The 19604-nt window shown below is 58.7% G+C and carries 18 protein-coding genes; 3 read left to right on the forward strand and 15 right to left on the reverse strand.

Annotated elements, in window-relative coordinates; all coding sequences use genetic code 11:
* Nucleotides 1–333 precede the first annotated feature (333 nt).
* The 4 genes from Poly24_RS11685 to Poly24_RS11700 form a co-directional block, all read right to left on the reverse strand.
* Nucleotides 334–1257 carry a metallophosphoesterase family protein gene (locus Poly24_RS11685; RefSeq protein ID WP_145095003.1) on the reverse strand — a complete coding sequence of 308 codons (924 nt, stop codon included), beginning with the start codon at nucleotides 1255–1257 and terminating at the stop codon, nucleotides 334–336.
* A 93-nt stretch (nucleotides 1258–1350) separates the two neighbouring features.
* A complete protein-coding gene (locus Poly24_RS11690; RefSeq protein WP_145095006.1) occupies nucleotides 1351–2205 on the reverse strand; it encodes a thiazole synthase in 855 nt (284 codons plus the stop codon).
* 74 nt (nucleotides 2206–2279) lie between these two features.
* On the reverse strand, nucleotides 2280–2483 hold the full coding sequence (gene thiS, locus Poly24_RS11695; protein WP_145095009.1) for a sulfur carrier protein ThiS: 204 nt from the start codon (nucleotides 2481–2483) through the stop codon (nucleotides 2280–2282).
* A gap of 352 nt (nucleotides 2484–2835) precedes the next feature.
* Nucleotides 2836–3408: a helix-turn-helix domain-containing protein gene (locus Poly24_RS11700; protein WP_145095012.1), complete on the reverse strand. Its 573-nt coding sequence runs from the start codon at nucleotides 3406–3408 to the stop codon at nucleotides 2836–2838.
* Nucleotides 3409–3634: 226 nt separating this feature from the next.
* Here Poly24_RS11700 and Poly24_RS27035 point away from each other — a divergent pair, with 226 nt between their 5' ends.
* On the forward strand, nucleotides 3635–3793 hold the full coding sequence (locus Poly24_RS27035) for a hypothetical protein (protein ID WP_197452509.1): 159 nt from the start codon (nucleotides 3635–3637) through the stop codon (nucleotides 3791–3793).
* Between the two features lie 435 nt (nucleotides 3794–4228).
* On the opposite strand, the gene Poly24_RS11705 is transcribed toward Poly24_RS27035, so the two are convergent.
* The 3 genes from Poly24_RS11705 to Poly24_RS11715 form a co-directional block, all read right to left on the reverse strand.
* Nucleotides 4229–4999, reverse strand: coding sequence for a PIG-L deacetylase family protein (locus tag Poly24_RS11705; RefSeq protein ID WP_145095015.1), 771 nt, complete (start codon nucleotides 4997–4999; stop codon nucleotides 4229–4231).
* Between the two features lie 149 nt (nucleotides 5000–5148).
* A complete protein-coding gene (locus Poly24_RS11710; RefSeq protein WP_145095018.1) occupies nucleotides 5149–6510 on the reverse strand; it encodes a serine/threonine protein kinase in 1362 nt (453 codons plus the stop codon).
* Between the two features lie 112 nt (nucleotides 6511–6622).
* The gene (locus Poly24_RS11715; RefSeq protein ID WP_145095021.1) at nucleotides 6623–7576 is read right to left on the reverse strand and encodes a polysaccharide deacetylase family protein; all 954 of its coding nucleotides are present in this window, start codon (nucleotides 7574–7576) and stop codon (nucleotides 6623–6625) included.
* Nucleotides 7577–8778: 1202 nt separating this feature from the next.
* Between Poly24_RS11715 and Poly24_RS11720 the strand changes: the two genes are divergently transcribed.
* A complete protein-coding gene (locus Poly24_RS11720) occupies nucleotides 8779–10104 on the forward strand; it encodes a dipeptidase (RefSeq protein WP_145095024.1) in 1326 nt (441 codons plus the stop codon).
* Between the two features lie 154 nt (nucleotides 10105–10258).
* On the forward strand, nucleotides 10259–11167 hold the full coding sequence (locus tag Poly24_RS11725) for a hypothetical protein (protein ID WP_231753592.1): 909 nt from the start codon (nucleotides 10259–10261) through the stop codon (nucleotides 11165–11167).
* Between the two features lie 64 nt (nucleotides 11168–11231).
* Here the strand turns inward: Poly24_RS11725 and Poly24_RS11730 are convergent, their stop codons facing one another.
* The 8 genes from Poly24_RS11730 to Poly24_RS11765 form a co-directional block, all read right to left on the reverse strand.
* The gene (locus Poly24_RS11730) at nucleotides 11232–12062 is read right to left on the reverse strand and encodes a sulfite exporter TauE/SafE family protein (RefSeq protein ID WP_145095027.1); all 831 of its coding nucleotides are present in this window, start codon (nucleotides 12060–12062) and stop codon (nucleotides 11232–11234) included.
* A 6-nt stretch (nucleotides 12063–12068) separates the two neighbouring features.
* On the reverse strand, nucleotides 12069–12599 hold the full coding sequence (locus Poly24_RS11735) for a FixH family protein (RefSeq protein ID WP_145095030.1): 531 nt from the start codon (nucleotides 12597–12599) through the stop codon (nucleotides 12069–12071).
* The gene (gene ccoG, locus Poly24_RS11740; RefSeq protein ID WP_145095033.1) at nucleotides 12596–14032 is read right to left on the reverse strand and encodes a cytochrome c oxidase accessory protein CcoG; all 1437 of its coding nucleotides are present in this window, start codon (nucleotides 14030–14032) and stop codon (nucleotides 12596–12598) included. Before ccoG ends, Poly24_RS11735 begins: the two co-directional genes overlap by 4 nt.
* Nucleotides 14033–14146: 114 nt before the next feature.
* Nucleotides 14147–14749, reverse strand: a complete 603-nt coding sequence (locus tag Poly24_RS11745) for a cbb3-type cytochrome c oxidase N-terminal domain-containing protein (protein WP_145095036.1) — start codon at nucleotides 14747–14749, stop codon at nucleotides 14147–14149.
* A complete protein-coding gene (locus Poly24_RS11750; protein ID WP_145095039.1) occupies nucleotides 14739–14921 on the reverse strand; it encodes a hypothetical protein in 183 nt (60 codons plus the stop codon). The genes Poly24_RS11745 and Poly24_RS11750 overlap by 11 nt, the downstream gene beginning before the upstream one ends.
* A gap of 62 nt (nucleotides 14922–14983) precedes the next feature.
* Nucleotides 14984–17347: a cytochrome-c oxidase, cbb3-type subunit I gene (ccoN, locus tag Poly24_RS11755; protein WP_145095042.1), complete on the reverse strand. Its 2364-nt coding sequence runs from the start codon at nucleotides 17345–17347 to the stop codon at nucleotides 14984–14986.
* 319 nt (nucleotides 17348–17666) lie between these two features.
* Nucleotides 17667–18674: a biotin synthase BioB gene (bioB, locus tag Poly24_RS11760; protein ID WP_197452510.1), complete on the reverse strand. Its 1008-nt coding sequence runs from the start codon at nucleotides 18672–18674 to the stop codon at nucleotides 17667–17669.
* 252 nt (nucleotides 18675–18926) lie between these two features.
* Nucleotides 18927–19406, reverse strand: coding sequence for a carboxypeptidase-like regulatory domain-containing protein (locus Poly24_RS11765; RefSeq protein WP_145095048.1), 480 nt, complete (start codon nucleotides 19404–19406; stop codon nucleotides 18927–18929).
* Nucleotides 19407–19604: the final 198 nt, after the last annotated feature.

Consider the following 19604-nt stretch of genomic DNA (forward strand, 5'->3'; position numbering starts at 1 on the left):
TTCGGCTTATTGTAGCAGGAGTCGCAAGTTCTGTCACGGCGATTGCAGCTGTGACGATTGTGAATTCCTGCCCCCTGAAATCGAATACAACGGCCTACGAAGGCCCCAAACAATGGCATTGTCTTCGCAAACGCTACGACGCAAAGCATCGCTAGGCAATGCGGCTTCCAAAGCAAAATTAGAATTCGAAAATTTCGTGGGCATATTCCCTGGAATCGTCGCAGTCCGCCCCCCGGCGTGGTCCCTCGGCTCTGGCGAGGGATCGTATCCCCCACTCCCTTCGGGGCGCTGCAACGAAGAAATGCTCCCTCGACCGCGCCGAGGGAGCACGTTTTAGCTAGCGAACGAAACCATTACCGTTTCGCCCGACCGTGGATGCTTCGGATCGAGCGTTTGCAGTTCCAGACGCATCGCTTCAGGCGTCAGGACGGCTTCGACCCAACCGTTGGGACTGCTGTCATTAAAAAGGTAGGCGACCGGCGGCAGGTTGATCATTTGGAAATGCCCGCGTTGGCTGTGGCTCCAATGATGCGAATGCCCATACAGGTAGGCTTTAACATGCTTTCGGCTCTCCAACACCTCCATTAGCGCAGCGGTGTCGGAGATCCCGGTCCATGGTTTCCCCTCGGCCGGTTCGGTGAATTGCGGCGTGTGATGCGTCATCACGATCGCTGGCTTGTCGGAGCGAGCGTCGAGTTGTTTGGCGAGCCACTGGATCTGGGCGGCTCCGATTTCTCCCGTCACCACGTTGACGCGAAAGAGCGAATCGAGCAGGAAGAAATTGGCGTGCGGCGTCTCGATCACGCTCACATGTTTTGCCATCACCTGAGCATCCGCAGGGCGTTGATCCGACAGCGCGTCGTACAGCGGTTGGCGATCGTCGTGGTTCCCCATCGTCAGATGCAGCGAGATTCCGGCCCGGTCCAGCGGGGCGAGGCAGCTGACAAGATTTTGATAGTCGCCGGGCAGGCCTTTGAGATAAGCGCAGTCGCCGTTGATGATCAGATCGGTTGGCCGCGTCTTGCGGTCGACGACTTCGCCGATCACGCGCTGCAAGTTTTCGGTCATGTTGATCCCCCGCGCCTCGACATCGGGCGAATTAGGGATGTGTGTATCCGAAAGCAGCGCGATCACGGTGGGATCGCCTTCGGAGGCGGCAAGCCTTTGCGTCGATGACATCAGCAGCGCAGCACCGCCGCCAACGACTGTCGTTTGAAGAAATCGGCGACGCGATTGAGGGATCTTGTGAATCGGCACGAGGTCGGCTCCGGCAGAGTAATGGGGTGGGGTTGGTGCCGATTATAACCACCCCGCCGGCCGACGTTCCGGTTCGCTGTCGCAATGCCAAGACTATTGATACGGTCGGCTGCTGATCACGCCTTCGGTTGGGCTGCTCGCTTGAGCGTACAGCCGTTTCGGAATCCGGCCCGCAAGAAACGCGTCGCGGCCGGCGGAGGCGGCGGCTCGCATCGCTCGGGACATCCGAATCGGGTCCCTCGCGTGCGCGATCGCTGTGTTTAATAGAACGCCGTCGGCTCCCAGCTCAAACGCTTCGGCGACATCGCTTGCCGTGCCGACTCCCGCGTCGACGATCACCGGGTAATCGGGATCATCCAGCTTCAGGTATTCCAGAATGATCCGCAGGTTGTTTGGGTTCAGCAGCCCCTGGCCGCTGCCGATCGGACTGCCCGCGGGCATCACACTCGCGGCACCAACTTGTTTCAACCGCCGTGCCATGATCGGATCGTCGCTGGTATAGCAGAGGACGCTAAAACCTTCTTTGACCAGTTCCTCGCAGGCTTTCAGTGTTTCGACCGGATCGGGCAGCAAAGTCTTGCTGTCGCCGAGGACTTCCAGTTTGACCCAGTCGGCGCCGGCATTGCCCAGGTTCCGCAAGATCTCGCGTCCCAGCCGAGCCGCCCGAATCGCATCGGTCGCGTTGTAGCAGCCGGCGGTGTTGGGGAGCAGCGTGTAGCGATCCGGATCGATGAAATCGAGGATGTTCTGGCCGTTGCGATCGTACAGCCGCTCGCGGCGGACCGCGACGGTCACACAATCGGCCCCCGAAGCTTCCAACGATTCCGCCATCTGCGGCATGTTGTCGTATCGCCCCGTTCCGACGATCAAGCGGCTGGCGAGGGTATGTTTGCCGACGACCAAGGGGGGATCGGTCGCGGAATCGTTGCTAGGAATGGCTGTTGACATGGCCACGATTCTATCGCGATTGGGCCATTTTTGAAATGTGCCCTGCCATCTTTGGAAGTCCTGCCGGCGGAAGCTCAGCCCCCGCCAACCAGAGTGACGACTTCAATGGAATCTCCCTCGGCAACTTGCTGTTCGGCATGCTGCTCGCGAGGCACCACGTCTTCGTTGAGTTCGACGGCCAGGTAGGGGCCGGGAATTTCGACGATCTCCAACAGCGCCGCAACACTCATCGGGCCTTCGATCTGTTGCGTCTGCCCGTTAACGGTAACTTCGATCATGGGTCTTTCATCTCCTGCATGCCGCGTCAAAGCCCAAGCCGCGGGCAGATTCTACCGGCAATGGACATCGTACCCGCGGCCAAATGATGCGTCGATAAGCCCAGCGTTCAATTGACGTATTGCGGCCCTCGACGAATAGCGGTGGAGGCAAGGCGTCACGCATTTTAGCCGGAGGGCGGTGAATCGTGGCCCGCTGGCCCCGTGGCCAAGCGCCAGCTGAGACACCGCCGATTCGGTGGGCGTTGCGAGAACGAGTGGTCGAGTTATATCAGCGCACGAAAAAAGCGTTGCGTGTATTCCACGCAACGCTCTTTATCTGAGGCACTCTGTATGGACAGACCGCGATCCGGAGCTAAACGAGCTCTTTCTTCGTTCCGACCAAAGTTTGAAGGCGTTCGGCCAACAGACGGGCATCGAACGGCTTCTTGAATGTCTCGTTGATCGCCGAACGATCGAAGCTCATTGGTTGCCCGTCGTCGGGCAGCAATGCGATCAGGATCACTTCAGCGAACTCCAAGTTACGTCGCAGATTTTGGCAAATCTGCACCGCCTCTACCTTGCCGATCGAAAAATCGACGATGATACAGTCGGGACTAAAACTCTCGGCTTGAATACCGGCTTCGAAACCGCTGGCAGCTACAGCTACCTTAAACGACTTCTCGGGAGGCAATTCTCGCTTGAGGTTCTCAATTAGTACTTGATCCTGAGCAACGATCAGACACTTGGCCATCGCCTCGTCTTCTAGATCGCCCAGGGGCATCCCATGTTCCTTAAGGAACTTGATCAGGTATTCGCGCGGAATCCGGCGATCCTGACTTCCAGGGATTCGATATCCTTTCAAACGCCCCGAATCAAACCATTTGGAAACGGTTCGCGGTGCGACTTTACAGATCTTTGCGACCTGTCCTGTAGTGAAAACCTTCATTCCAGGTTCTCCATAACGCCTCGATAGTCATCCGTGATCGACGGCTCGCGGTAAGCCGCCGATGTATGTTGGTCCTATAGTCGTCTACAACTCTGTCAACGGAAGTCGGTACGTTGGCTCGGTCCGTGGGGAGACCTCGCAAGCTGTATCCATCTGGGTCAGACCTGCCGGTTGCGGATGTGGGTCGTTCGATAGCCATTTGACACACCTGGCGTGGTGAGCAAACGTGATCGACGACGCCGATCGATTGCAGAATCAAGTTGATCCCACCGCCGATCGAACTCCACTAAGCTTGGGCGCGAAACGCATTGAAGAGAAGCTGAACGACCGCTGCTTCCAGAACCGGTTAAGTCCTCGCATCGTTCGCTTTGAGATCTACGAATAGACCTCGGCCAGTAATCCCCCCAACGGGACGATCCGTCTCGATCTCCCTCACAGGTCCAGTTGGCACTGTGAGATGTTTCGAAGCAGACCATCCGAGAGTAAGTTTCGTGATAAACGGGCCTAATTCTTTAGGGCGTTTGATTGGGAACACTCGTTGCGTTCGTCAGGCGCAGAAAAAACGGAGCACTCCCGTTGACGGTCGTTTCAGCAAACACAGGGAAACACAGGGATTCCGATTGTTAAAAATTGGGCTTGAATGAAATTGACGAAGTATTTACCGGGAAAAAAATTTTTAGACAGGGCACGATTGGCGGAATCGCCACCCTGGGAAAGACCCCGAAACTCCTGCCAGGCGTTACCATTCCGCATTTCTAGTTGCCAGCAATCCAGCGTGGATGCGACTCCGTTTGCTGCGAACGTGCGGTCGCAACGGGGATCATGCGTGTCCAGCGACACTTATGTCCGCCAACGCCGCGCGCAACGGATCGTCGTCGGGTCCACAGAAGCCCCAATGTTCGCGACGACGCCACCCTTCGGCAAATTCAAACTTCCCCGACATCCGTCCCACTTCGCGGCCGATCGTCCGCATCGTCTCGGTGTACGAGTCCATCTTTTGGCTCGAATCCAACCAAGCCCGCTGGCTTTCGTGGCACCCAAGCGCTTCAAACTTCTGGTCGATCACGTCGGTGGTGTCGACGTAGAAGTGGGGCACCACGGGGTCGCCCATCGGCGTTTTGTTGCCGTGCGGCTGGGCATGATAGACAGTGACAGGTTCGTCATATGTCGCTTCGGGAGGATCGGTGACGAAGTTGGGCATCGCGTGCATGAACGCGGCGGTAACCGCCATCCGGCAGACGGTTTCGTGATCTTCCATATAGTCGACCGGCGAATGGGTCAGCACGATGCTGGCTTTGGACCGTCGTACGACTGCGGCGATCTTGCTGTAATATTCGGGCAGGTACAGCACTTCCATGTCGCGAGCGACGGGACCGTAAAACGTCGCTCCCAAAACCTTGGCCGCCTGTTGCGCTTCGCCCAAGCGAGTCGTAGCGCACTCGGTCTCGCTCAGCCGCGTCGATCCGCGACTGCCGTCGCAGACGTTCATGTAATGCAGATCCCAGCCGCGACGGGCTAACTGTAACATCGTCCCGGCCATCACAAATTCGATGTCGTCTGGATGGGCGGCGATGGCAAGAACCGATGGCATGGGAGGACTCCGTTGAGCAGGTATTGGAAGGGAAGGAAGGAGCTCGCTTCAGCTGGTTTGGCGCGGGCCGCGAATGCGGTCTGGCCAACAGCTACGAATCATAAGCACCAACTCGCCATCTGTGGCGATTCAGGCGGGTGGAGTCTCTATTATTGCAATTTGTCGTGAAGGTAAAAGCCGATGATCGCACCGATCATCAAACTAAACGGGATCGCAATCGCAAGCGCAATCGCTACCTGCATCCCCGTGTCCGACTTGCTCGCTATCGCCATCTCGTACCCCGGCATGGGTGGTGGCGGGACGATTCCGCTGGCGCTGTTCATCGTGTCACCAACACTGGCTGCCGTTGAATCGTTAGCTTCGCCCGAGGCGGAGATTTGCCCCGAACCCTGCCCCGCGATCCCCGTTCCACTGTAGGGATCGACCCCCGGCGGGGGCGGTTCCAACCATGGACCGCGCGTGATCGGGCGGTCCCCCAACGCTTGCACATCCTCTAACCAAGGTTCCAGCCGCGCCGCAACTTCCGCTGCCGAAGCGATCCGATCGTTGGGATCTTTTTCCATCATGTCGGCGATGATGTCGACAAATTCCTCCGGGATGTCCTCGGCGAACTTCCGCGGATGCATCGGCAGATCCTCGCAATGCCGCCGGCACTTCGACGCCGTGTTGCCACCGGGGTAGGGGACCTTGCCGCAGATACAGTAATAAAGCGTGCAGCCCAGGCCGTAGATATCGCTTGCCGGGCCGATGTTGTCGGGCGTCAGGATCTGCTCGGGAGACAGATAGTCCGCGGTGCCGACGATCTTCCCCGCTCGTGGGTCGCTCGACATCGCCGTGCTCCACGCCGCCAGCCCCACGTCGGAGACCTTCGCCCGGCCGCGGGGCGTGACCAGGATGTTCCCCGGCTTCACGTCGCGATGGACCAGTCCCTGCTGATGGGCGTAATCGAGTCCCAACGCAGCCTGATGGATGTAGAGTGCCGCTTCAGAAACCGGCAACGCACCATTTTTCTTGATATGCCGACGCAAGTCGGTTCCCGGCACGTATTCGGTCACCAGATAATGGATCTGGCCATCTTTGCCGGCATCAAACGCGCGAACGAGATATTGGCAATCGAGTCCCGCCTGCATACGGATCTCGTGTAGAAAGTTCTTCCGCGTCTCATCAGTCACTTTCTGAAGCGGCAGCACTTTAACCGCGCACTCGCGCCCCATCACTTTATGCACGCCTTTGAAGACCTGCCCCATGCCTCCCTGGCCGATGAAGTCGGTGATAATGTAGGGGCCCAGGTTCAGCTTCGTCCGTCCCGCCTTCAATTGCTCGGCTTGATAACCGGTCAGCAATCCATCGCGGACCAGCGCCGCGGCCAACAGTTTGTCGTCGACCTTCTGTCCCTCAACATGCAGCGCTTCGACAGCGGCCGCCAGTTGAGCTGGGGTGATCAATTCGCTGGTCAGCGCCGAGGCTTGGAAAGCCGTCTTGGCTTCGGAAAGATGCGTTTTATGGGACATTCAAATTCGATTCGACGTTGCAATGGGGCATGTTGCAGGGATTCATTGTAACCGATCCCCATCGATCTCCACGCAAAGACTGGCACCGAATGCTCCCCCACGTCATCCAAACTCAGAACGACCGCGAGTTCGTAACCTTTGTACCGATTCGCGCGGCATGTTCCCCCATCGGTAGCACTTCAAATTGCTTGGCGTAGATCGCCAACATCCGCTCGCTGAACGCACGCTTCACATCCCCTGCGAGTTTCATCCCAGGAAAGAAGCTCATCTGCGGCACCTCATCGCCCCCCAGGAAGTCCAGCGGATGCAACAACAGCGACGGGCTGGTCCGTGTTAGCCGACAGATCGCCAGGGCAAACCGGAAGTAGAGTTCCGCCACGCGCGGGGAGACCTGAGCCAAGAAGCAGAGGTAGCTGAAGTGAAACGGAGCGCGCACGATCGGGATCGTCGAGACGGGCAGCTCCAGCACGCGTCCGCTGGGCGTTGTCCACCAGTAAGGTTTCAGCGGGCGCAGCCCATCGCTCAGCGAGCCGAACATTTCCGACCGGTCCTCTTTCTCTGCCGACGAGAAAGAGGACGTCATTAAATAGTAGGCCCGCGCCATTGGCCCCAGGAAGGTTGGAAAGGTGGAGCCGTCGAATTGATAGCCGCGCTCGCACAGCAACTGCAGCACATCGGCCGACAGGCTGAAGCCCGGCCCGCGGAAGCCGACGATCGATTGGTCGGTGATCTTCGCCAGCGCTGCTTCGGTCTGCTCGAACTCGTCGACCAATTGTTCGCGCGAGTAGCGTTGCAGCCACGGCTCGTGATTGAACGAATGGTTGCCGATCTCATGTCCCGCGTCGACGATCTGTCGCAGCGGGCCATGGTTCTTATCTAACGCAGCGTCTTGCCCGACCACAAACACGGTCGCTCGCAGATCCAGCCGGTCGAAGATCTCCAGAAAGTGCGGCACGACGGTCGGCAGATACGACGGAAACGTTTCCCATTGGGCGTCGCCATGAGTCCGTAGGTAGGCCCACAGATTGTCGAGGTCTAACGAAAGGTCAGCGATCGGAGGCGACATCGGCGGAATGGCAACAGGGAAGTGAAAGCGTTCATCAGCGGACGGCTCGCCAAGTAACAGGTCTAGCATAGTCACAATCGCCAGCACCGCCCATCGAGATCGGTCGTCGGCGAGTTAACACGATGCAGTCGGTTGCTACACCCTCCCCAAAACGCAGTTTAGGGGAGGGTCGAACGAGCGCAGCGAAGTTCGGGGAGGGGCGTCCGCGGCAAATCTCCAAGCGTTTTGACTCCTCAGACTGCCCTCCCCGTAAAACTCGCTCGGCGCTTGTTTTACGCCCCTCCCGGCTGCCGCCGGGCGGGTGAAGCGTTTGGATGCGCAGGGTGAAACTTCACCCTCCCCAAAACGCAGTTTAGGGGAGGGTCGAACGAGCGCAGCGAAGTTCGTTGAGGGGCGGCCGCGGCAAATCTCCCAGTGTTTTGACGCGTCAGACTGCCCTCCCCGTAAAACTCGCTAAACGCTTGTTTTACGACCCTCCCGTCTGCCGCCGGGCGGGTGAAGTGTTTGGATGCGCAACGCGACACTTCACCCTCCCCAAAACGAAGTTTAGGGTGAGGGTCGAACGAGCGCAGCGCAGTTCGGGGCGGGCGTCCGCGGCAAATCTCCCAGTGTTTGACGCATCAGTTTGCCCTCCCCGTAAAACTTGCTAAACGCTTGTTTTACGACCCTCCCGTCTGCCGCCGGGCGGGTGAAGTGTTTGGTTGGGCAATGCGACACTTCACCCTCCCCAAAACGCAGTTTAGGGGAGGGTCGAACGAGCGCAGCGCAGTTCGGGGAGGGGCGTCCGCGGCAAGTCTCCCAGCGTTTTGACGCGTCAGACTGCCCTCCACGTAAAACTTGCTAAACGCTTCACCCTCCCAGCTGTCGCCGGGCGGGTGAAGCGTTTGGATGCGCAGCGCGAAGCTTCACCCTCCCCAAAACGAAGTTTAGAGGAGGGTCGAACGAGCGCAGCGCAGTTCGGGGAGGGGCGTCCGCGGCAAATCTCCCAGTGTTTGACGCGTCAGTTTGCCCTCCCCGTAAAACTTGCTAAACGCTTGTTTTACGACCCTCCCGGGCGGCCGCGGGGCGGGTGAAGCGGTGGCATGAACTCAGAGAGAAGCAACTCGCCGACAAAGCGTCTGCTATCATGAACTCCCCCACCGACGAACCCACCGACAGAAAACCCTTCCGCGATTCCCTCCTTTCGAAAGACCGAACCTGCCATGCTGCATCGACGACAACTTTTGGGCTCCCTTGGCACCGCGGCGCTGTTGACTGCTGGACTTCGGAATACGGCGCTATCGGCTGACGATGCAAGCGATCCGGTTGCGGAGCTCTCGACGCGTTTGAATCCTAACATCCAAGCGGCTCGCGAGACGGCGCTGCAGATCCTCAAACCTTCGCCGGCGGAACTCGATCGCGGGCTGCGACTGCACGCCGAATCGATCGTCTTCGATTCTTACGGCTTCTCGCCCCGCGCGGCTGTCGATGGGGATGCAATCGCTGCGGCGATCGAGGCGGGAGCGTCGCACGATCAGGTCAAGGACATGAAAGAAGAGATGTCGATGACGCGGTACGTCAGCGATCCCGTCGAGCAGCAGGAGTATCGCGACGCGTGGCGCGCCTCGGGCGTGACCTGCGTTTTCCAGAACGCGGGCGAAGAGGGACAGGATCCGCTGCGGCTGATGCGGCGACTGTCGCGGTTCACCTACGCAACGGATCTGATGCGCGGGTTCGTCAGCAAAGCCGCGGTGCCTGCCGATGTGGAGACGGCCAAACGCGAAGGACGCCACTGTCTCTATCTGACCGGCAACGGAGTGCCACTGAGGCAGCAATGGGAATCGATCCCCGACGAACTCCGCTACATGCAGGTCTTCTATCACCTGGGGATCCGGATGATGCACCTGACCTACCAGCGACGGAACATGATCGGCGACGGTTGCGGTGAGAAGAGTGATGCCGGGCTCAGCGACTTTGGCCACGCGGCGATCGCTGAAATGAATCGCTTGGGCATCATTCCCGATTGTGCCCACAGCGGTTGGAAGACGAGTCTCGAAGCGGCGCAGTCCTCTTCGCGGCCGATGGTCGCCAGCCACAGCACCTGCGGCGCGATCCATCCACACATTCGCAGCAAACCCGACGAAGTGATTCGGGCGATCGTCGATACCGGCGGTTACATCGGGATCTGCTGTATTCCCAGATACCTTCGCGGCAGCGGTGATATCACCGCGATGTTGGACCACATCGACTATGCTGTCAAAAAATTTGGTCCCGATGCGGTCGCGATCGGGACCGATGTCGCTTACAACTCGCAGAATGCGGGGCGTGAGCTAGCTAAGCTGCCGCGGATGTCGAAGCAATATCAGCCGTTTCGATCGCTGTGGCCGGCGGACGATTACAAAACGCTGCCAGGAGCTGCTCAAAGCATCGCCTGGACCAACTGGCCGCTGTTCACCGTCGGCCTGGTACAGCGTGGGCACAGCGACGAAGTGATTCGCAAAATCATCGGCGGCAACGTGATGCGGGTGATCAACGCTTCGATGACTTAAACGATTGGGTAATCCCGTCCGCTGAATTCATACAGCTGTCGCGGCGACTGGTCGATACTACACCTCGACGGCCAGTAGCCCTTGCGGCATCGCATTGGATGCGACTATACGGTCGTCTCGCAGCGGTGATCTTTGAAGCCTGAGGTGTTTGTCTATGTCGTGCGATGTTCGGAACCGGAACGTATCTTCGTTGCTGGCCGGATTGCTAGCGGTTGCCGCGATCCATTGCAGCGGATGCCGCGTGTTGGCTCCCGTTCCGATCCCCGTCGAGAGTCAACAGATGGCTCCCGAATTGGTCGATTCGAAATCTCCGCAAGTCGAAATTGGCCGGCCGCAACCGATCATCGACGGGATCGGCTGGGTCGTTGGCATTCCCGATAAGATCCTGCTGTGGGATCGACGAATCGATCGGCACAAGATCTCCGAAGAGACGATCGATTCGACCGTCGATTATTTGCAGGCGAACAACCTGCCGCATATCAAGGTCCGCGCGAACCAATACAATCCGCTGGACGATTGGCATCGGCTGACGCAGAACAAAACCGTCGCTTGGCCTTGGCGGTATTCGTTGGGGGCGCTGTCAGTCGCCGGCGAAACGATCTTCCCTGGCCGCATCATCGGCGGCGATCATTTCAATCCGTTCACGCAGACGATCCATCTGTACAGCGACGTCCCTGCCGTCGCGCTGCACGAAGCCGCTCACGCCAAAGACTTTACGCGGCGGACCTACCAGGGAACCTATGCCGCTGCCTATCTATTTGTTCCACTGTGGCACGAGACCCTCGCGTCGCAAGACGTCTTTGCGTTTCTGGAAGATCGCGAGGACCGAGCCGGGCTTGTCGAAGCGAACCGCATCCTTTATCCCGCCTACGGGACCTACGTCGGCAGTACGGTCGGCAACTTCTTTCCCGCCTACTCCGCACCGTTCTATTACACCGGCGTGATCGCCGGCCATATCAACGGTCGGATGCTCAACCGGGAACTGGAGCAACAGATGCCTGCGGGACTCGTGGCAGTCAACGAACCGGTGCCGTCACAGCCGAGCGAAACCGAATCGTTTTAAGTCCGAAGGTGGCGCTGCGTTTACCTACGGCTACCTTCTATGATCGCTTCGGGATATTCCGATTTCACTTCGTCTCGTCGGCATCTTGTGCCGGCGGAGTGACTTGGCAGCAGGGCAGCGGCGTTTTGGCGATCGCTTGGATCTGAGCGTCGATGTCGTCGTTGTTTTCTGCGGACGCTTCAACGGAAGCTTGCAGCGATGTCAGCGAGCCGAGGTTAGCGAAGCCGCGGCCCGAAGCGGTGTAGCAACCGCCGACGACCAGCATCACCGCGGCAAATGCAGGGATCGCCATCGTGAAGCGTCGCGATAGGAACTGGGTTCCCGCAACCAGAGCGACCAACGCCGGAACGGTTCCAATCCAGAAGGCGATCATCACGACAGGCCCCATCGTCAGGCTGCCCGTTCCGGCGGCGACCAGTGCGAACAGGTAAAGCCATCCACAGGGCAGCAGAGTCGTCAACAAACCGGTCGCCAATGCGCGGCCTGGCAGTGGCAGTCGGAAGACATACGGACGCAGCCGAACCAACAGACCGCCGATTCGCGACGGCGCCGGCCCTTCGGTCGCGTCGGTTTTCCGAGGGGCGATGATCGAGATCAAGCGATGGATGCCGATCAGGATCATGATCGCACCAACGACGCGAGCGGCGAGCAATTGGTATCCCATCGCCGCTCCGCCGAAATCGATCAGACTGCCGATCGCCCCGGCGATCAAGCCAGCCAAAGCGTACGTGATCAAGCGTCCGATGTGATACAACGCGCCGGCGGTCATCACGCGTCGCCGCGAGACGTTTTCGCTGGCACCACTGGCCCAGATCGCCAACGGTCCGCACATCCCCACGCAGTGCATGCTGCCCAGCAGGCTGGCGGTGACGATCGCGGTCGCAAGAATCCACATCGCAGATCAATCCCGTTCGAGAGTTCGTTGTACCGTGATCCGTTGGGCTTCGTGGCGGATGTTCAAATCGACCTGCCACAGTCCGCTGCGCTCCATCGGCGCCAGGACTTGGTACTCCGCATCGCCAACCGGCTGCATGTCGACCGTTTGCACTTCGGCCGCGCGGGCGTGATGGTAGATGTCCGCGGAGACCTGCAGATCATCGATCGGTTTTCCATCGGCGTCGGCGATCGAAACCTGAACCGCCCGCATGCCGCGTCCGTCGGCGACGTTGGAGACATCCAAGTCGACGGTCCAGCCGAGTCGCTTTGCGGCGGTTCGCTCGCTGTGGATCTGATCCCAGTTGAGCGCCGCCTGATGGTAATTGGGGACGATCGCCGCCGAAGCGTCTCCCGTCGCCAGTTTGATCGCGACGCCGCCGATCACCAATTGCAGTCCCAACAAGGCGACAACTAATGAAACCCAGAACCACTTCGCTTTGCGTTCGGCGATCTGTTGGTCAGTGCGTTGCGCGACCGTCGCCTGCTGGTTACTCATTGTCGTGGTCCTAACAGATTGAATTGCACGGTCTTGCTGGTGTCTTTACTGCTGGTCACTTCCAGCGTGGCAGGTTGGTTTCCCGTGCCAAAGGTCAGGCTGCCACTGAACTCGGTCGCGACCGGCACCAGCGACGTCCCGCCCGGTTCGAGCGTGAGCCCCGTCGGATCGATCACCTTCAGTTGGACATTCGCCGGTTCGGCGACTTGCAACGCATAGGTCTGCTTTTCGTCGGTTCGATTGACCAAGCGGATCGTAAAACTGTTGGAGATCCGGCCGCGAGCGACTGTCGTGAACGGAGCCCCTTTGCCGCGAAGGACCCGCGCGTCGAAGGTCGTTTTCGTCGACAAGGCGTAGGCGAAGCCCGACAGGACGGCGGTCAGGATCAACGGGTAGATGATCGTTCGAGGGCGAATTCGACGCCGCGGTTTGCCCGCGATCCCATCTTGGGAACCGTAACGGATCAGCCCACGCGGGCTGCCGACGCGATCCATCACCTCGTCGCACGCGTCGATGCACTGGGTGCAATTGATGCACTCCATCTGCAAACCGTCGCGAATATCGATCCCCGTCGGGCAGACGACGACGCAGCGGTTGCAATCGACACAGTCGCCGGCATTATCCTCGGCGCGGTGTTTGCCCTTTTTCCGCGGCTCGCCCCGAACCGGGTCGTAGGTCACGATCAGCGATTGTTCGTCCAGCATGACCGACTGGAAACGCCCGTAAGGACATGCGATCAGACACATCTGTTCACGGAAGATCAGAAAATCGAACAACATCAAACCGGTCGTTGCGGCCATCACCAGGAACGCCGCCGGATGGTCGATAGGCGAACTCTGGATCCACTGGCTCAATCGTTCCGTACCGACAAAGTAGGCGAGGAACGTATGCGCTAGAAACATGCTCAGAAGAACATAGACCGCCACGCGGGCAACTTGTTTCACGCCCGTGAGTGGCTTCTTGGCGTGGCCGCCGCGTCCTGTCGTTCCATCGAACAGCCGATCGATCGGGCGGAACAGGTATTCCATGTAGACGGTTTGCGGGCAGGCCCAACCGCACCATGCGCGGCCGGCGATCGCGGTGATCAGCACGATCCCGAACATCACGCTCAGCATCAATAATGCCAGCAACATCGTGTCGGTCGGCAGGAAGGTCCTGCCAAAAATCGTGAACTGACGCGCCGGGATGTCCATCAGGATCAGCGGCTTGCCAGCGACTCGCAGGTGCGGGACCGCAACAAAGACGACCATCAAGATGTAGGCGACGACGCGACGTTTTCGCCACCAGCCGCCGGTCGCCAAGTGAGGCATCAACCAACGGCGGCTGCCATCGCGGCGGAGTGTGCTGAGCACGTCGTCATCGTCGTGTGACGTGCCCGCCGCGCCACTGGCGGCGGTGTGAGGAACAACGGGAAGCGAGCGTTTGTCGTTCATGAGGAACTTACAGTCATCGCAGCCGGTTGGCGTGCGATGCCGATGCCCTGCAGTGTTAGATTCCGATTTAAAAAGTAAACATTTGTTCGTTTGCAGTCGGCGATTGTCGTCGCGCTAAGGCGTCGCTTCTTTTTCTGGTTCCGGCAGTGCTTCGGGCCATGGCGAAATTTCGCGTCCGTCGGGACCTTTGCCCCCTTCGACGTTTTCACCACGCAGCGAAGCGACGTAAGCCGAAACCAAGACGATCTCGTTCGGATGCAGGCGAGTTTTCCAAGCCGGCATCGCATTGCCGCCAGCGCCGTTGGTCACGACCTTGGCGATGTCTTCGACGTTCTGGATGTACTTGAAATATTCGTCGGTCAGGTTCGGACCGACCATTCCTTCGCCGTTGCGGCCGTGGCACGAGATGCAATTCGTCTTGAAGATGACCTCACCCACACGGACCCAGTTTTTCTTGTGGCTGTAGCGAACGATCGTTTCCGCATTCGGCTCCAAATCGCCGATCTCAGCGAACTGCAGACGCGTGTTTTCGGCTAACGCGACATCATAGATATCGTGGACCGAACGGCCTTCGGCACCGCCGTGGTAGAAGACCCAGTACATGGGGCTGAAGGCGATCGACGCGACGAACAACCACTTCCACCAACCGGGCAGCGGGTTGTCGTATTCTTCGATGCCATCGTAGCTGTGATCGAGCTTGTGATTGTTATCGGTCATAACGTGGGTCCTCCACCTTGTCGCTCAACGGGATCGATGCGAAGCGGTCGGTTGCGTTGCGGCTGAGCCGCATCGTGCCGTAGACCATGACCGCAAACGCGGCGACAAACAGTCCCAACGCGATTTCGGCACAGTTGGAATAATCGAGTGCGGAAACAAGGTCTCTGATCATTTCGATGTCTCAGATTTTGCAGTGATTGCGATTCATTGATTTCACGTCGTGCGACGCGGAGACTATTCCGCAGTTTCGCTTGCGTCGGTCGCTTCGGCGGTTTCGGTCTCCGCTTCGACAGCAACTTCCACGTCGGCGTCGGTTTCACCCTCGGCCGCTTCTTCCGACTCGGCTTCGGGTTCGGGCGTCTTGAACAGGTCGGTTCCCATCCGTTGCAGGTAAGCGATCAACGCGATCACTTGTTTGTTCTGCTTGCCCGCTGGCCCGCCTTGGCGAACGATATCCGCAGCGACCACCTCGGCTTGCCGACGCGCGACATTCGCGGTATCGGTCAGATCCTCTTCGCTGTAGGGAGCGCCCAGATAGTGAACGGTCTCCACGAGTGGCTGGATCGCTTCGAACTTCAGGTCCTCTTCGATCAGATGCCGGTAGCTGGGCATCACCGAACCAGGCGATACCAATTCGGGATCTTCGAAGTGAGTCCAGTGCCAGAAGCTACTCTGCTTGCCACCCTCGCGTTGCAAGTCGGGTCCGATCCGGCGGCTGCCCCACTGGAACGGCCGATCGTAGATGAACTCGCCCGGCTTGCTGTATTCACCATAACGCTTCGTCTCGGCAACCATCGGCCGGATCATTTGCGAGTGGCAGTTGTAGCAGCCTTCGGAAACGTAGATGTGTCGGCCAGCAAGCTCCAAAGGAGTGTAAGGCGTCACGGTTGCGATCGTCGGCACGTTGGACCGGATCAAGAACGTCGGGATGACTTCGAACAGCGTCGCGATCACGACGGCTAACGTCGTCAGCACGGTGAACTTCACCGGCAGCCGTTCCCAGCGGCGGTGCCAATCCATCTGGCTGAAGACATCCAACTTCTTGCCCAGTTCGAGAACCGGAGCGTCTTGCAAAACGCTTGGTGGCAGCGGTTCGTCGTGGTATTCCTTGCTCAATCGCGGTGCGGAGTAGACCGGGACTTCGTAAGTCTTGGGACGATTGGCCCAGGTCATCAGGGCATTGATCGCCAGCATCACGACGCCGCTGAAGTAGATCGTTCCGCCGGCGACACGCAGCCACCACAGCGGCACGATCGATTGGATCGTTTCGACAAAGTCGGGGTAAACCAGGTGCCCGGTGTCGTCCATTGCACGCCACATCAGACCTTGCATCAGTCCGGCAGCGTAGATCGGAACGATGTACAACAGGATTCCGACGGTGCCGGTCCAGAAGTGCAAGCTGACAAGTTTCGGGCTCCAGATCTTGGTTTGGTACAGCCGAGGCATCAGCCAGTACATCATTCCGAAGATCATGAAACCGTTCCAACCCAAGGCACCAGCGTGCACGTGGGCGATCGTCCAGTCGGTGTAATGGCTCAGCGCGTTGATCGCTTTGATCGACAGCATCGGTCCTTCGAAGGTCGCCATTCCGTAGAACGTGATTCCCACGACGAAGAATTTCAGCACCGGGTCGGCGGCAACTTTGTGCCAAGCACCACGCAGCGTCAGCAGGCCGTTGATCATGCCGCCCCAGCTGGGCATCCACAACATCAGACTAAACAACATGCCCAACGTGCTGGCCCATTCGGGCAGCGCGGTGTAATGCAAGTGGTGCGGGCCAGCCCAGATGTAAATGAAGACCAACGACCAGAAGTGGATGATGCTCAACTTGTAACTGAAGACCGGCCGTTCAGCCGCTTTGGGCAGGAAGTAATACATCAAACCCAGGAAGGGCGTGGTCAGGAAAAACGCCACCGCATTGTGGCCATACCACCACTGCATGAAGGCGTCCTGAACGCCAGCGTAAACGCTGTATCCGTGGAACAAGCCCGACGGGATGACGAGGTTGTTGAAGACGTGCAACAACGCGACGGTGACGATCGTTGCGATGTAGAACCACAACGCGACGTACATGTGCCGCTCGCGGCGGTTGATCAGAGTCATCAGGAAATTGCCGCCGAAGATCAGCAGCCAAACGATGGCGATTGCGATATCGATCGGCCATTCCAGTTCGGCGTATTCGCGGCTCTGCGTGATCCCCATCGGCAGCGTGATCGCGGCGGCGACGATGATCGCTTGCCAGCCCCAGAAGTGCAGCCGGCTGAGCACATCGCTCCACATCCGCGCCTTGCACAATCGCTGGGTGCTGTAGTAGACCGCGGCGAAGATTCCGTTGCCGGCGAAGGCGAAGATCGCAGCGTTGGTGTGCAGCGGACGCAAGCGGCCAAACGAAATCCAGGGCAGCCCATTGGTCAACCAAGGGAGCACAAGGAACGTGGCGACGATCAGACCGACCAGTGTCGCCACCAGTCCCCAGACAACCGTTGCCGTGGCGAACATCCGTACGATTGCGTCATCGTACGAAAAGTGTTCCAAGTCTCCAGGTTGCGAATCGCCTGATCTCGCGGCATCCTGCGATGTTACGTCGGTAGTAGCCATAGCCGAACAACTTCTCTAACGGTGAGTTCTTGCAAACAGAGAGGTGCGAGCGTGATTCCCACGCACCGCAGACCATAGTTTCAGATATTGTGAACCGCGATTCAACTGCAAAAGAGAGCGGCTAATCGTCACGCCTGCGGCAGTTTGTGACAGCTCGCGTTCGCGATTCCGTTTCCTACCAGCACAAAGCGCAAGGAGGGAAGGATACGAGCGCAAAACGCAAGGCGAGAGAACCCAATGCGAGCACGAAGCGCAAGCGATTGAATGTTTTGTAAATGCGTCACTCGCTTGCGCTCGTGCTCGTAATGGATCGCGCGGATTACGACGAGACGGTTTCTTCGTTGATCGTGACTTCGAAACCGAGATCGCGGATCATGTCGTAATCGGCTTGCGGCGGCTGACCCTGCGTGGTCAGGTAATCGCCGACGAACATCGAATTGGCGGCGTACAGCCCCAGCGGTTGCAGCGATCGCAGATGGATCTCGCGGCCGCCGGAGATCCGCAGTTCGCGGTCGGGATTGACGAAGCGGAACATCGCCAACGCCTTCAAGCAATAGGCGGGGGTCAATTGATCGTTCCCTTCCAGCGGCGTGCCATCGACGGCATTCAGGAAGTTCAGCGGAATCGATTCGACCTTCAGCTCGCGAAGCTCCATCGCCATGTCGACGACATCGTCATCGGTCTCTCCCATTCCAATGATCCCACCACTGCACAACTCCATCCCCGCGTTGCGGACATGGTGCAGGGTCTCCTTGCGATCGGCAAAGGTGTGCGTGGTGCAGATCTCTTTGTAATGGTTTTCGCTGGTGTTCAGGTTGTGGTTGACGCGGTCGACGCCAGCCGCCTTCAGCCGCTGGGCGTGCTCTTCGGTCAACAACCCTAGGCAAGCACAGATCTTCAGATCGTACTTTGCTTTGATCTCCGGCACGATCGTCTCGACCGCCTTCATCTCGCGCTCGTTGGGGCCGCGAGCGGAAATGACTAAGCAGTACGTTTTCGCTTTGCGTTCGGCGGCGACGCGGGCCGCATCCATCAGCTTTTCGCGGTTCAGGATCGTGTACTTCTCGACCGGTGCGGTGGAGATCTTCGACTGAGAGCAGTAGCCACAATCCTCGGGGCACAGACCGCTCTTGGCGTTCATCAAAAAATACAGCTGCACGGTGTTACCGTGGTATCGATGGCGGATCCGGTAAGCGGCCGCCAGGATATCGAGCACCTGAGTGTCATCGGCCCGCAGAATCGACAGCGCCTCGTCGCGTCCGATCGACTCTCCCGCCAACACGCGGTCTGCCAATCCATGCCAAGTCCCAGTCGCTACGTCGTGCATCGTTTTCGAAATCATTTAGGCCAACAGCAAAAAGCGTTTCAAAGAAAAAGCCCCCGCCACACCGCAGTCGAGGTCGATAACTCAAGCCTCATGTTATAAAGCTTAAGGGCCTTCCGGCAAAGCGGCAGGAAAGAGCTTCATGGGCCAACCACGCGGTAGCCGAATGGGCGTCTGGTATCGACGGGGCCATCGGCTGACCTAGGAAACCGCTGCGATCTCGCCGCGCTGCAATGGGAAGGTTCGACCAGCGGATTATTTGCTGGTGACTTCAAAGGTGAAATCGTTGTCACCTGGCTTTACTTCGGCTGTCAGGCCCGACGTTTCAGCGTCCGCGTACTTCTCCGCAATATGATCAACGACTTTTCCCATCGCTTCGGGAGGGGGTGTCTTGCCGTAGTTGGGCGAATTTTCATCGAAGTACGAGCTGTCGGCGCCGACGGTTTCGAGTTTTAGGACCGCAACTTTGTAAGATCCTTCAGGAACTCCGTCCCCCGCGTCAAACGTTGTGAAGGTGAAAGTGCCTTGAGCGTCCGACTTTGCCGAAGCGCCACGATCCTTTCCTTTCAAAATGACGGTGACGCCCTCCATGGGCGCTCCATCGACCAGCACCTTGCCGCTGGCTGGGTGGACGGTTACTCCTGGATTATTGGTGCCGGAGCCCGAACCACAACCGATGCTTAACATGGCAAAGAAGGAAACCGCACCTGCAATGCCGAACCGAACACAATTCATCTCTATTTCCTCAAAAGGGTAAGTTTGCGGGCAACGGTCTCGATTCCCATTGGCGAACGCTTGGATCGCAATCCAATTGCCCTGCCAATCGAACCCTCGTGACGAGGTTGCCAAGGGACCGAAAAAAAGAGCCCACGCAACCTGAGTTGCCCGGGCTCGCGAAGATCGTCACCGGCAGAAATCCGTTCAAAATCGATT

The organism is Rosistilla carotiformis, from assembly GCF_007753095.1.
GTDB classification, from domain to species: Bacteria; Planctomycetota; Planctomycetia; order Pirellulales; family Pirellulaceae; genus Rosistilla; species Rosistilla carotiformis.